At 70.8% G+C, this 12594-nt stretch carries 15 protein-coding genes and 2 pseudogenes; 13 read left to right on the forward strand and 4 right to left on the reverse strand.

Going from position 1 to position 12594, the window contains the following annotated elements:
* Nucleotides 1-7: 7 nt before the first annotated feature.
* From AC1QRC_RS15495 to AC1QRC_RS15505, 3 genes and pseudogenes are all read left to right on the forward strand, one after another.
* Nucleotides 8-145, forward strand: a pseudogene (locus AC1QRC_RS15495) (DeoR family transcriptional regulator); the annotation flags it as partial.
* Between the two features lie 169 nt (nucleotides 146-314).
* Entirely contained in the window at nucleotides 315-800 is a 486-nt protein-coding gene (locus AC1QRC_RS15500) for a DeoR/GlpR family DNA-binding transcription regulator (RefSeq protein WP_484206663.1), read from the forward strand.
* A gap of 50 nt (nucleotides 801-850) precedes the next feature.
* Nucleotides 851-1852, forward strand: a complete 1002-nt coding sequence (locus AC1QRC_RS15505; RefSeq protein ID WP_484204161.1) for a 4-hydroxythreonine-4-phosphate dehydrogenase PdxA — start codon at nucleotides 851-853, stop codon at nucleotides 1850-1852.
* Here the strand turns inward: AC1QRC_RS15505 and AC1QRC_RS15510 are convergent.
* The 3 genes from AC1QRC_RS15510 to rph all read right to left on the reverse strand — a co-directional run bounded on the left by AC1QRC_RS15510 (nucleotide 1849) and on the right by rph (nucleotide 3828).
* Complete coding sequence (locus AC1QRC_RS15510; protein WP_484204162.1) at nucleotides 1849-2241, reverse strand: helix-turn-helix domain-containing protein; 393 nt, start codon at nucleotides 2239-2241, stop codon at nucleotides 1849-1851. The two genes, AC1QRC_RS15505 and AC1QRC_RS15510, sit on opposite strands and share 4 nt — an antisense overlap.
* Nucleotides 2242-2338: 97 nt before the next feature.
* Complete coding sequence (locus AC1QRC_RS15515) at nucleotides 2339-3025, reverse strand: non-canonical purine NTP pyrophosphatase (RefSeq protein WP_484206664.1); 687 nt, start codon at nucleotides 3023-3025, stop codon at nucleotides 2339-2341.
* Nucleotides 3026-3033: 8 nt separating this feature from the next.
* A complete protein-coding gene (gene rph, locus AC1QRC_RS15520) occupies nucleotides 3034-3828 on the reverse strand; it encodes a ribonuclease PH (RefSeq protein WP_484204163.1) in 795 nt (264 codons plus the stop codon).
* Between the two features lie 257 nt (nucleotides 3829-4085).
* Between rph and AC1QRC_RS15525 the strand changes: the two genes are divergently transcribed.
* The 9 genes and pseudogenes from AC1QRC_RS15525 to AC1QRC_RS15565 all read left to right on the forward strand — a co-directional run bounded on the left by AC1QRC_RS15525 (nucleotide 4086) and on the right by AC1QRC_RS15565 (nucleotide 11113).
* Nucleotides 4086-4571 (forward strand): alpha/beta fold hydrolase, encoded by a 486-nt coding sequence (locus tag AC1QRC_RS15525; RefSeq protein WP_484204164.1) that lies wholly within the window; start codon nucleotides 4086-4088, stop codon nucleotides 4569-4571.
* Between the two features lie 16 nt (nucleotides 4572-4587).
* The gene (locus AC1QRC_RS15530) at nucleotides 4588-5214 is read left to right on the forward strand and encodes a DUF2461 domain-containing protein (RefSeq protein ID WP_484204165.1); all 627 of its coding nucleotides are present in this window, start codon (nucleotides 4588-4590) and stop codon (nucleotides 5212-5214) included.
* 72 nt (nucleotides 5215-5286) lie between these two features.
* Nucleotides 5287-5931: an NAD(P)-dependent oxidoreductase gene (locus tag AC1QRC_RS15535; RefSeq protein WP_484204166.1), complete on the forward strand. Its 645-nt coding sequence runs from the start codon at nucleotides 5287-5289 to the stop codon at nucleotides 5929-5931.
* Nucleotides 5932-6026: 95 nt separating this feature from the next.
* Nucleotides 6027-7652: pseudogene (locus AC1QRC_RS15540) on the forward strand (malate synthase G); the annotation flags it as partial.
* Entirely contained in the window at nucleotides 7559-8206 is a 648-nt protein-coding gene (locus tag AC1QRC_RS15545) for a hypothetical protein (protein WP_484204167.1), read from the forward strand. The pseudogene AC1QRC_RS15540 and the gene AC1QRC_RS15545, both read left to right, overlap by 94 nt.
* Nucleotides 8203-8634 carry a GlcG/HbpS family heme-binding protein gene (locus AC1QRC_RS15550; protein ID WP_484204168.1) on the forward strand — a complete coding sequence of 144 codons (432 nt, stop codon included), beginning with the start codon at nucleotides 8203-8205 and terminating at the stop codon, nucleotides 8632-8634. Before AC1QRC_RS15545 ends, AC1QRC_RS15550 begins: the two co-directional genes overlap by 4 nt.
* 357 nt (nucleotides 8635-8991) lie before the next feature.
* The gene (locus AC1QRC_RS15555; protein WP_484204169.1) at nucleotides 8992-9567 is read left to right on the forward strand and encodes a hypothetical protein; all 576 of its coding nucleotides are present in this window, start codon (nucleotides 8992-8994) and stop codon (nucleotides 9565-9567) included.
* A complete protein-coding gene (locus AC1QRC_RS15560) occupies nucleotides 9564-10436 on the forward strand; it encodes a J domain-containing protein (protein WP_484204170.1) in 873 nt (290 codons plus the stop codon). The genes AC1QRC_RS15555 and AC1QRC_RS15560 overlap by 4 nt, the downstream gene beginning before the upstream one ends.
* Nucleotides 10433-11113 carry a hypothetical protein gene (locus AC1QRC_RS15565; protein WP_484204171.1) on the forward strand — a complete coding sequence of 227 codons (681 nt, stop codon included), beginning with the start codon at nucleotides 10433-10435 and terminating at the stop codon, nucleotides 11111-11113. The genes AC1QRC_RS15560 and AC1QRC_RS15565 overlap by 4 nt, the downstream gene beginning before the upstream one ends.
* Nucleotides 11114-11179: 66 nt before the next feature.
* Here AC1QRC_RS15565 and AC1QRC_RS15570 read toward each other — a convergent pair whose 3' ends face one another.
* Nucleotides 11180-11749, reverse strand: coding sequence for a Uma2 family endonuclease (locus tag AC1QRC_RS15570; protein ID WP_484204172.1), 570 nt, complete (start codon nucleotides 11747-11749; stop codon nucleotides 11180-11182).
* 161 nt (nucleotides 11750-11910) lie between these two features.
* On the opposite strand from AC1QRC_RS15570, the gene AC1QRC_RS15575 reads away from it, so the two are divergent.
* On the forward strand, nucleotides 11911-12561 hold the full coding sequence (locus tag AC1QRC_RS15575; protein WP_484204173.1) for a maleylpyruvate isomerase family mycothiol-dependent enzyme: 651 nt from the start codon (nucleotides 11911-11913) through the stop codon (nucleotides 12559-12561).
* The last annotated feature ends 33 nt before the right edge of the window (nucleotides 12562-12594 follow it).

Here is a 12594-nt window from a genome sequence, read left to right on the forward strand (position 1 = left end):
GCATCCCATGGGCAGCGCACAAGTCATCCCCGAGCAGCGGCAGCGTCAGATCCTCGAGCTGCTGCACCACGAGCCCGTCCTCAGCTACCACCAGCTCGCCGGCACCCTCGGTGTCAGCCACATGACGGTGCGGCGGGACGCCGCGTCCCTGGCCGAGCACGGCCGGGTCCGCCTCACCCAGGGCGGCGTCGCCGCGACCCACAGCATGGGCACCGAGCCACCGCGCCGGGACAAGGCCGCGGTCAATACCGAGCGCCAAGTCGGCCATCGCGCAGGCGGCTGCCGAGCTGGTCGAGGACTCGACGGCCATCTACCTGGACGCGGGCACCACGATCTCCGCGCTCGCCCCCCTCCTGGTGGACCGGCGGGACCTCACCGTCGTCACCAACGACCTCAGCACGGCCATGGCGCTCCTGGACCATCCCGGGGTCGACCTCATCATGGTGGGCGGCCGGGTCGACCGGGCCAACCACTCGACCGTGGGGCGGTTGGCCGCCCAGGCCCTGGCCGAGCTCTCCCTCGACCTCGCCTTCCTGTCGTGCAGTTCGTGGGATGCCAAGCACGGCATCACCACCCCCGTCGAGGCCAAGGTCGACCCCAAGCGCGCCGCCATGGCCACCGCCAACGAGAACGTGCTCCTCGCGGACAGCGCCAAGTTCGGCAGCTTCGCCCGCCACCGGGTGGCACCGCTGCGCGACCTCGACCAGATCATCACCGACGACGGACTGGACCCCACCGACGCCGAGCGCGTGACCGCCCTCGGCGTCGAGCTCGTGCAAACCGCTCTCCCCACCGCCTGACCCAAGCCCACACCACCTGACCCCAGCCCACCCCCACCCAGGAGGATTCCATGACCACCACCCACGCACCCCGGATCGCCATGATCTTCGGCGACTTCTCCGGCATCGGCCCCGAGCTCGCCGTGCGGCTGCTCGCCAACCCCTCGACGCTGGAGCAGGCCCAGATCTCGGCCCTCGTCTCTGCGGAGGAGCTGCAGCGGGCAGCCGACGCCGCGGGCGTCACGGTCCCGGTCGGCGACCAGCCCGGCGTCGGCCATGTCCACCTGGTCGGCTCGCAGCTCCAGGACGTCGAGGTGCCGACTAAGCAGGTGTCGGTGGCCGCGGGCCGACGCGTGATCAGCGACCTGGAGCAGGCCCTGGGGATGTTCGAGGAGGGGACGGTCGACTCGATCATGTTCCTCCCCCTCAACAAGTCGGCCCTCCACGACGCGGGGATGCACGAGGAGGACGAACTGCGCTGGTTCGCCAAGAAGCTGGACTTCGACGGCTTCACCAGCGAGCTGAACTTCGCCCCCGGCCTCACCACGGCCCGGGTGACCTCGCACATCCCGCACTCCGAGGTCGCCCGGAACATCAGTGCCCGCGGCGTGCGCGACGCGACCATCCTGCTGAACGAGGTCATCAAGGGCACCGGGGTCGAGACCCCGCGGATCGCCGTGGCGGCACTCAACCCGCACGCCGGCGAGAACGGACAGTTCGGCCGCGAGGAGATCGACCACATCGCCCCCGGCGTGGAGCTGGCCCGGGAGGTCGACGGCATCGAGGCCAGTGGCCCGTTCCCGTGCGACACGGTCTTCCTCCGCGCCAAGGCAGGCGACTTCGACGGTGTCGTGACGATGTATCACGACCAGGGACAGATCGCGATGAAGCTCATGGGCTTCGACCAGGGCGTCACCGTCCAGGGGGGCCTGCCGGTGCCCATCGCCACCCCGGCCCACGGCACGGCATACGAGATCGTCGGGCAGAACAAGGCGCTGATGGGCCCCACCGAGCGGGCCTTCGAGATCGCGGTCGGCCTGGGCCGCCAGACGGCCGAGCGGCGCAGCGCCTAACCCGCTGGGCCGCCGAGCCGCGCCTCGCGCAACGCGAGGACGTCCTCGGCCATGAGGCGATGGTGGGAGCCGACCTTGTGGGCGGGGATCTGGCCGTCGCGGATCAGACCCATCAACGTGGGACGCGAGATGTCCAGCAGCGCTGCGGCGGAGGTGGTGGTGAGTTCGTCCGGGATGGCCGAGATCGTCAGGCTGCCACCGTCCGCCATGACGTCCAGGACGTACTGCAGGATGCGACCCAGCTCCGGCGGAATCTCCTCGGTCCGCCCGTCCCGCTGAACCGCCAGGCTGCCCTCCGGGCCGCGCAAGGACTCCAGGACTCCTCGGGCCATGCCCGCCGAGCGGGTCCCCGTCATGAGCCGGTCACCGGTGATCACCGTCGGACTCATGCGCCTCGCACCTCCCGGTCGCCCTCATCTCTACAGATATCACCGTAGGCAGTTACAGATATCACTGCAACTCCCACCGAACGGGGGGCCTCTGAGGTCACGAACCCCCGAGCAGTGCCTCGATATCGGCCTCGAGCGCCCGGAACGCGGTGCCCCGGTGCGAGATCGCGTGCTTCTCCTCCGGCGAGTGCTCGGCCAGCGTGCGACCGTCGGGCAGCACCAGCAGCGGGTCGTAGCCGAACCCGCCGTCGCCGCGCGGCGTCCGGCCCAGCACTCCCCGGACCGCCCCCTTGCGGACGACCTCCGTGCCGTCGGGAAGGACCAGTGCCGCCGCGCACACGAAGCCAGCACCGCGGTGCTCGTCGGGCACGTCGGAGACCTGGGCCAGCAGCAGTTCGTTGTTGGCCCGGTCCTTGGCCGCACCGTCGACCGCGTCCCGGGCGGCCGGGCCGGCCCAGCGGGCGCTGAACACGCCAGGGCTGCCACCCAGGACATCCACGGCCAGGCCCGAGTCGTCGGCGAGCGCCGGCAGACCGGTCGCGTCGGCGACCGCACGAGCCTTGAGCAGCGCGTTGGCCGCAAAGGTCACCCCCGACTCGACGACATCCTCGACGTCCGGGTACTCCTCGACACCCACCAGGTCGATACCGAGCCGCTCGAGCACCCCCGCCAGGATGTCCCGCAGCTCGCCGACCTTGTGGGCGTTCCGGGTGGCCAGGACCAGGCGACTATGCCCTGCCCCGCCAACCGGGGCACTGCATACGGATGCAGGACCCCCACCCACCGGCCCGGTCACAGGTCGTCCGAGGCGCCGGACTCGTGGGCGTCCGAGCCACCCATGTCGTCGGCCCCCAGGGCTGCGGCCTGGCGGGCGGTGAGCTCCGAGCACCCCTCGGTGGCCAGGTCCAGGAGGGTGTCCAGCAGGTCGCGGTCGAAGGCCTCACCCTCGGCGGTCCCCTGCACCTCGACGAACCGTCCGTCGCCGGTCATCACGACGTTCATGTCGGTGTCGGCGTCCACGTCCTCGACGTAGTCCAGGTCGAGCACCGGCTCGCCCTTGACGATGCCGACGCTCACTGCGGCGACGGAGCCGGTGATCGGCTCGGCGCCGCTGGGGATCAGGCCCTTGGCACGCCCCGTCTCGATGGCGTCGACGAGCGCGACATAGGCGCCGGTGATCGCGGCCGTGCGGGTCCCGCCATCAGCCTGCAGCACGTCGCAGTCCAGCTGGATGGTGTTTTCGCCCAGCGCGGACAGGTCGACGACCGCGCGCAGGCTGCGCCCGATCAGCCGGGAGATCTCGTGGGTCCGCCCGCCGAGTCGGCCCTTCACCGATTCGCGGTCGCTGCGGGTGTGGGTGGAACGCGGGAGCATCGCGTACTCCGCCGTGGTCCAGCCCAGCCCGCTGCCCTTGCGCCAGCGCGGCACTCCCGGGCTGAAGGAGGCCGCACACAGCACCCGGGTGCGGCCGAACTCGACCAGCACGCTGCCTTCGGCGTGGTCCAGCCATCCTCGGGTGATCGTGATCTCGCGCAACTGGTCGGGAAGTCGGCCATCGTGGCGGGGTCCGCCGGGAGTCGAGGTCATGCCCCTAGCGTATGCGGACCCGCCCTCCGCCTCGTGCGAGATGCCCCTGTCCCGGCACCTCCGGGCGTAGCCTGGGCAGGTGCGGGAGTCCCAGCTCCTCCCCGTCGGCGACGCCGACCTGGAGGTCCGCGTGCACGGCAAGGGTGCGCCCCTGCTGCTGATCCAGACCGCGCTCGACCCCGACGCGCTGGTGCCCCTCGCCGAGCAACCAGGAGTTCGCGACACCTATCGCATGATCGACCTGCGACGCCGCGGGTATGGCGCGAGCAGTCCGGACCCTGACGGTCCTGGAACCACCGCCAACCGACGTCGCCGCGGGGGCGGAGTTCCGCGCCGCGAACGCTCACCTGGTCCGTACCTTCGCCGAGCAGGGAGTTACGGCGGCTCTGGAGGAGTTCACCCGCATGCTCGGCACGCCGAGTTGGGTGGCCGAACGCACGTCCGCCGACGCGGACCACGTGGCGCAGGTCGAGCGAGACGCCGCCACCTTCTTCGCCTCCGATGTCCCCGCCCTGCTGACCTGGCGGTTCGACTCCACCCGGGCTGGACCGGTCAGCGCACCCCTGCTGTACGTCGGCGGCACTGACAGCGGGTCGTGGTTCACCCAGGTGCACGCGTGGGTACGCGCGTTGTTCCCCACGTGCGAGCACCACGTCATACCGGGGGCCGGTCACTCGCTGGCCACCACACACGCAGGAGCGGTGGCGAGCCTGCTGACCGACTTCCTGGCCAGACACCCGTAGGCGGCACGATGGGGGCATGTTCACCGGCTTCCCCGAGACCGCCCCCGACTTCTACGCCCAGCTCGAGCTCGACAACAGCAAGGAGTTCTGGGCGAGCCACCAGGACACCTACCGGCGCGAGGTCCGCGAGCCGATGGAGGCGTTGCTTGCCGAGCTGGCCGAGGAGTTCGGGGAGGGCAAGGCGTTCCGCCCCCACCGCGACGTGCGGTTCTCCGCGGACAAGAGTCCGTACAAGACGCACCAGGGCGGTTACGTCCAGGTCGCCCCGGCGACGGGCTGGTATGCCGAGGTGTCGGCGGAGGGGTTCCGGCTCGGAGGCGGGTGCTACCGGATGGACAGTGGCACGCTCACGGCATACCGGAAGGCGGTGCACGAGGACAGAACGGGCGCGGCGCTCACCCGCATCGTGCAGGACCTCCGTGCGGCGGGGTGGGAGGTCGCGGGTGACCAGCTCAAGACCGCGCCACGCGGCTACCCGCGGGATCACGCGCGGATCGAGCTGCTGCGACACCGCAGCCTGGCGGTCATGCGCTGGTGCAACGAGCTCGACGTCGTCAGCTCCCCCGCCCTCGTCGACCGGGTCCGGGCCGACTGGGGCCAAGTGCGTCCCCTCGTGGACTGGCTGCGGGCGCTCCACCCATAGCGGAGGAAATAGTCGACGACGAACTCCGGTTGAAATCTGTATCACCTTTGCAGACCGAACAGGAGCTCACCCATGGCACGCATCGTCATCTTCGGAGGAACCGGGTACTCGGGCGGCAACATCGCCGCCGAGTCAGTCAAGCGGGGGCACGAGGTGATCTCCTACACCCGCAGCGCGGCCGACCGGCCCCTCGACGGTGTGGACTACCGCACCGGATCGCTGGCCGACCCGGCGACCGTGGAGGAGGCCGCCGCCGCGGCGGACCAACTCGTCGTCGCCGTCCACGGGGTGGACCCCGACGGCCCCAACCTGGTGGAGCACGTCCCGCACCTGGTCGACTCCTCGGTCAGGCACGGCGCCCGGCTCTCCTTCGTGGGCGGGGCCGGAAGCAGCCTGGTGGCCGAGGGCGGGCCGAGGCTGGTGGACACCCCCGAGTTCCACGACGACTGGAAGGCCGAGGCACTGGCCCACGCCGACGTGCTCGAGGCAGTGCGCCAGGCACCCGAGGAACTCGACTGGTTCTACGTCAGCCCCGCCGCCCTCTACGGCTCGTACGCCCCCGGTGAGACCACCGGCGCCTACCGCACCGGTGGGGATGTGCTCGTTACTCAGGAGGACGGCTCGTCCGAGATCTCCGGCACGGACCTGGCACTGGCCTACGTCGACGAGATCGAGTCCGGCGCCCACCCGCGCCAGAGGTTCACGGTCGGTCACTGACCAGCGGCACCGGGCCGTCGCGGATTGGATCTTTCGTTGGCCATACAGCAGAATGTACGTACCGCATCGTGGAACTATCAGAGGAGTGTTGAGCGATGACCGCACGCGTCACGGTTGGATCCCTCCAGGTCGCCGAAACCCTGCATACGTTCGTTACCGAGGAGGCCCTGCCTGGCTCCGGCGTCGACGCTGAACAGTTCTGGGCGGGCCTGGAGTCGGCCGTCACCGACCTGTCGCCGCGGATCAAGGAACTGCTGGCCAAGCGCGAGGAGCTGCAGCAGACGATCGACGCCTACCACCGGGACAACCCGGGCCCCGTCGACCCCGCCCCCTACGAGGAGTTCCTGCGGTCCATCGGCTACCTCGTCGAGCAGCCCGAGGACTTCTCCATCACCACTGAGAACGTGGACGAGGAGGTCAGCACCCAGTGCGGCCCCCAGCTGGTGGTGCCGCTGCTGAACGCCCGGTTCGCGATCAACGCGGCCAACGCGCGTTGGGGCTCGCTCTACGACGCGCTCTACGGCACCGACGTCATCGACGAGGACGGCGGCAAGGAGAAGGGCTCCTCCTACAACCCGACCCGCGGTGACGAGGTGATCCGCCGCGGCCGTGAGTTCCTCGACCAGTACTTCCCGCTGGCGACGGGCTCGCACGCGGACGCCACGGCATACGGCATCGACGACGCGGGCCTGGCCGTCACGCTCGGCGAGGAGACCGTCCGGCTGGCCGACCCCGCCCAGTTCGTCGGCTACCGCGGCGACAAGGCCGCGCCGGAGGCCGTCGTGCTGGTGCACCACGAGCTGCACGCCGAGATCCAGGTCGACCCAAGCGACACCATCGGCTCCACCGACAAGGCCGGCGTCAAGGACATCGTCCTGGAGGCCGCCGTCTCCACGATCATGGACCTGGAGGACTCCGTCGCGGCCGTGGACGCCGAGGACAAGGTGCTCGGCTACCACAACTGGCTCGGCCTGATGCGCGGCACGCTCCAGGAGGAGGTCAGCAAGGGCGGGTCCAGTTTCACCCGCACCATGAACGCCGACCGCACCGCCACCACCCTCGCCGGCGACGAGGTCACGCTGCACGGCCGCTCGCTGCTGTTCATCCGCCAGGTGGGCCACCTGATGACCACCGACGCGGTGCTCGACGCCGACGGCAACGAGATCAGCGAGGGGCTGCTCGACGCGTTCATGACCGCGCTCGGCAGCGCCCACGACCTGCGCGGCAACACCGAGCGCAACAACACCCGCACCGGCTCGATGTATGTCGTGAAGCCCAAGATGCACGGGCCCGACGAGGTGGCGCTGACCTGTGAGATCTTCCGCCGGGTCGAGGACGCCCTCGGGCTGCCGGCGCTGACCATCAAGGTCGGCATCATGGACGAGGAGCGCCGCACCTCCGCCAACCTCAAGGCCTGCATCAAGGCCGCCAGCGACCGCCTGGCGTTCATCAACACCGGCTTCCTGGACCGCACCGGCGACGAGATGCACACCTCGATGGAGGCCGGCCCGATGATCCGCAAGGGCGACATGAAGTCCGAGTCCTGGATCCAGGCCTACGAGAACCGCAACGTCGACATCGGCCTCGCCACCGGGCTGCAGGGCCGCGCCCAGATCGGCAAGGGCATGTGGGCGGCACCGGACAACATGCGCGAGATGCTCGAGCAGAAGTCGAACCACCCCGAGGCCGGCGCCAACACCGCCTGGGTGCCCTCCCCCACCGCCGCGACGCTGCACGCGCTGCACTACCACCAGGTGGACGTCAAGGCCGCGTCAGGACGAGCTGCTCGGCGGCAACCGGTCCTCGCTCGCCGACCTGCTCACCATCCCGGTCGCCGCGTCGCGTCGACTGGTCCGACCAGGAGAAGCAGGACGAGGTCGACAACAACGTCCAGGGCGTCCTCGGGTATGTCGTCCGCTGGGTCGACCAGGGCGTGGGCTGCTCGAAGGTCCCCGACTTGGGCGGGACCGCGCTGATGGAGGACCGCGCCACGTGCCGGATCTCCTCCCAGCACCTGGCGAACTGGATCAAGCACGAGGTGGTCAGCACCGAGCAGGTCGAGGAGAGCCTGCGCCGGGTGGCCGCGATCGTCGACGAGCAGAACGCCGGCGACGCGACCTACACCCCGATGGCCCCCTCCTTCGACGGGCAGGCGTTCAACGCCGCCCGCGACCTGATCATGGAGGGCACCACGCAGCCGGCCGGCTACACCGAGCCGATCCTGCACCGCCGCCGCGCCGCCAAGAAGGCCGAGATCGCTGGGAGCAACGCATGAGTCTGAACCTGGACGCCGCCCGCACCATCATCGCCGGCGCCCGCGCCGCGGGCCGGGAGTCCGGCCTGAAGCCGCTGACCGTCGTCGTGCTCGACGCCGGCGGGCACGTCGTCGCCGTCGAGCGTGAGGACGGCGCGTCGAACAAGCGCTTCGAGATCGCCTTCGGCAAGGCGCACGGCGCGCTGTCCCTCGGGCTGGGCTCGCGGGCGCTGATGGAGCGGGCCGAGCAGCAGCCCTACTTCATCGCCGCGGTGACCAACGCCGTCGGCGGCTCCCTGGTCCCCGTCCCCGGCGGCGTCCTGGTCAAGGACGCCGAGGGCGCCCTGCTCGGGGCCGTCGGGATCACCGGCGACTCCTCCGACAACGACGAGGTCGCGGCCGTCTCCGGAATCGAGGGCGCGGGCCTGGTGGCCCAGCCCGGCGCCTGAGCCGCTCCACTCCACCGCCTGCCCCTGCGACGTCTGGGTAGACGCCGCTCCCCTACGCCTCCTAGGTGGGTGACCTGTCAGACGCGGGCTATGGCACCCGCTTTGACAGGTCACCCTGTCCGTGCGCCGCGCTATCATGCCGCGCAACGTCGGATGGGAGGGACGTCGAGATGTCCGGAGTTGCGAAGTGGCAACGGCCCGAAGTCGGCACACGCACTGCGTCGGTGTCCGGATCAGGCGGCTACCTGGGCGCCCGTCGGGGGAGGTGACTGGACCGGCACCGTTCTCGAGCTGGAGGATCACGCGGTCGACATCCCCGACCTTGGTGGCCCGGTCATCGCCAGTGCTCTCGTCGCGATGCGTGGGGTGGTCCGGTCGGGTGGGGCGGTGTACCGGCTGCGCCGCGGCTGGCGTGCCCAGCCCGGCGGCGTCGTCGTGATCGACTTCCGCCAACCGCTGGCCCCGCGACCCGACGGTTCCTTCGCTCCCGCCGGGCCGTGGGGACCGGGTGAGTGGACGGCATACCGGGCAGTCAGCACCCCGACCCGGCGGGTCGGCGACATCCATGAGTCGGGCGAGGAAGCGGCGGCCGGGGCTGCGCCAGCTGCCGCAGGCGGGCCGCTGCACCTGCACGACTCCGCGGCTCTGGAGCAGTTGCGCTACTTGCCGGTCTCTGTCCAGCGCAGCGTCCAGACCGGCGTCCCCCACCACAGCGTGTTCGTCGCCGAGGCGGTGCAGTACACCCGCGGCGATGGCTCCGTCTATCACCGCGTCTGCGGACTCCGCCTGTCCGACGCCGAGGCCGTCGTCGTGTCGGCCGCGCGGCAGCAGAACACCCCGACCTGGCAGGTCGAGCTGGTGCGCTACACCTTCGTCGTCGACCGCACCGCCCTGCCGGACCAGGATGCGGCGCAGCGCCGGCGGCTGTCGTGACCGAGTCGCACTACGACACCCTGGGGGTCGACCGGTCAGCCACGGCTGAGGAGATCACCAGGGCGTTCCGGCGCAAGGCCCGCGAGCACCCGGATCTCGGCACTGCCGCTGACGGGGTGGACATGGATCGGCTCGACCGCGCCCGGCGCGTCCTGCTCGATCCCGATCGGCGAGCAGCGCACGACGCCGAGCTGGACTCCCGGCGGACGCACCGAGCTGCGGAGGAGGACGTCGTCGAGGTGGACGTCGTCGACGACTGGGGCCAGGAGGCGTCCTGGGCACCGACTCCTGACCCACCGCCACGTCCGGGCCCCACTCCTGGGCCGACCACCGGGCCAACGCAGCAGCCTCCACCGTCGTGGGGACCCCCTGACGGACCGGCCTACCCCACCCCCGGGCAGCCGTACAACGGTCCGCAGTATCCCCCGTCGATGCAGATCCCGACCTACCAACCTGGCACCGGACGGCCAGGGAGCAGCGGATTCGACGGCCGCCCCTTCGGGACGCCCGATTCGTGGTGGCAGGTCGTCAAGGGGCACACGCTCACCCAGCGGATCTCCGGGATCGTGTGGGTCCTGCTGTGGGTGCCCCTCATCGTCCTGGGCCTGGCCCAGGGGTCACTGGCCAACCTGGAGTCCCTGGGGATCGCCAACGCCGTGGCACTGTTCCTCGGTGTGCGGCGCATCCGGAGGGGGAAGTGGTTCCTCTACGGGTTGCTGCTCTTCGCGGTGTTCTCGTTCTTGGGCTTCGTGCTGCGGGATTCACCCGGGGGCTGGCAGGTCGGCAGTGCGGCGATCGCGCTGTGGCTGGTCTCGTATGTCGTGGCCGTGGAGTCCCGCGCCCTCTACTACCGCAGGGGTGGGCGATGACGAGCCCGCTGTCGTCGCACGACGTGGCCATCTGGCAGACCTGCCACATCAACGAGCTCGTGGACTCGGCGCAGCTCGGAAGTTGGCAGGGGCCATCGGTGCACTTCGCGCTGAGCCGGCCTGCCGAGCGGGTGTTGGCCACTGGGCCCTTCACGCTCAGCAGCTTTCAGGCCGTGGGGGACGGCACCTACGCCCACAACAGCGGCTTCTTCTTCGCCACCGGCAAGTACGGCACCGCCCTCACGATCGGCGCCCTGGCCGGGCGGGCCATCGGCAACAGCCGCCGTCGGCAGCAGGCGGCACGGGACGCCCAGCCCCGCTGGGTGCCCATCGCCGCCGGGCAGATCTGGGTCAGCCAGTTCGGGTTCTACTGCCAGGAGCAGGCCCAGTTCTACTCCTGGGACTACGGCTCGATCGACGCGGCGCAACTGCTGGGGCCCGGCCACCTGCAGATCATGGGGACCTCGCAGAACGGCCCGATCAACTGGGTGCTCAGCTCGGACTGGGCGGAGCTGGTCTTCACCATGTGGGCCCGCCAGCGGCAGCCCGGTCATCCCCAGTTCCCCCACGGGGGTTGGATCCCGCCGGGTTGGCGCGACCGCGTCCTCGCCGCCGGCCAGGCGTTGCCGAGGGCGCTGACAGACCAGTCGTCGCTGCGGCGGGTGCTCGAACCCTGACGACGTTCGTCGTTCCCTCTGGGTGGTGACCTGTCAGACGCGGGCTATGGCACCCGCTTTGACAGGTCACCCCCGCCCGGAAGCCGCCGCGGTGAGGTCGGACGGGACGATGTCCACGGAGAACGGGAGTCGGCAGTGCGCCACGGCGTCCCCGGCGGCGCTCGCTCCCGTGACGTAGCGGCCGTCGATCAGGTCCAGGGCGAGCAGCGAGGGCTCCTTCGGGTCCACGATCCAGTAGGACTGGACCCCCGAGTCCCCGTACTTGGAACGCTTGAGCACCTGGTCCTTGCGGCGGGTCGAGGGCGAGAGCACCTCGACGGCCAGGACCAGTGGCCCGGTGATGTTCTTGACCTCGACGTCCTCGGTCCGCACCACGAGCAGGTCGGGTTGCAGGGAGGTCCGGTAATCCGGCCGCCAGTCCACCGGGGCGAAGAAGACCTCGAAACCCGGCGGGCAGGCCGCTCGGAGCGGCAGGTAGAGGTTGCCCAACACCCGCTGGTGCACCGGCACGGGTGCCGGCGTCACCAGGAGCAACCCGTCGAGCAGTTCGTACTGCAGCCCGTCGTCGGGCAGCCGGTCGAGGTCATCGACCGTCCAGGCCTCGCCCGAGCGCGGCATCACCGTCATGACACTCATCGTCCACCTCCGCCCCCTCCGCTGTCACCTGCCCCCGTTCCTCCTGCCCGCCGTGGCACCCACCCGGGGACGCGCTCCGCAGGCTTGCGGTGAGTTCCGGGCGGTCGCACAGTCAGACTGGACGCAACACCCGTCCAGCACCCCGACCGAGAGGCATACCCGTGACCGCGAGCGCCATCAGCCGCGACGACCTGTGGGCGATGATCCACGCCGAGCGCGCCGCGTTGGCCGACGACCTGGCCACCCTCGAGGAGGCCCAGTGGACGCAGCCCACGCTGTGCGGCGACTGGACGGTGCGGGAGGTGGTGGCGCACCTGACGGCCGCGGCAAGCACCGGCCGGCTCCGCTGGATCACCAGCATCGTCGGGGCGCGATTCGACGCGGGGCGACACAACCGGCGACGCCTCGCGGAGCACCTCGGGAGCTCGCCGACCGAGACACTGGAGCGGTTCCGCGCTGCCGTCGGGAGCACGACGGCCGCGTCCGGGCACACGCCCGCCTGGTTGGGCGAGGTGGTCGTGCACGGCCAGGACCTCCGCCGGCCGCTGCGGATCAGCACGGAGCCGGACGTCGCGGCGGCGGTGCAGGTGGCAACGTTCTTTGCCGCCCGAGACTTCACGGTCAACAGCAAGACCGCGGCCAAGGGGCTGCGGCTGGTCGCGACGGACTCCTCGTTCAGCAGCGGCGACGGCCCGGTTGCGGAGGGCAGCACGCTGGCGCTGGTGATGGCGATGGCCGGCCGCTCCGCATACTGCGACGACCTCACGGGGCCGGGTTCCGACATCCTCCGCGAGCGCTGCCCCGACGCCTAGAGAGGCGTCGACCCGCGACAGGGGTGACCTGTC

Source organism: Ornithinicoccus sp., from assembly GCF_057176825.1.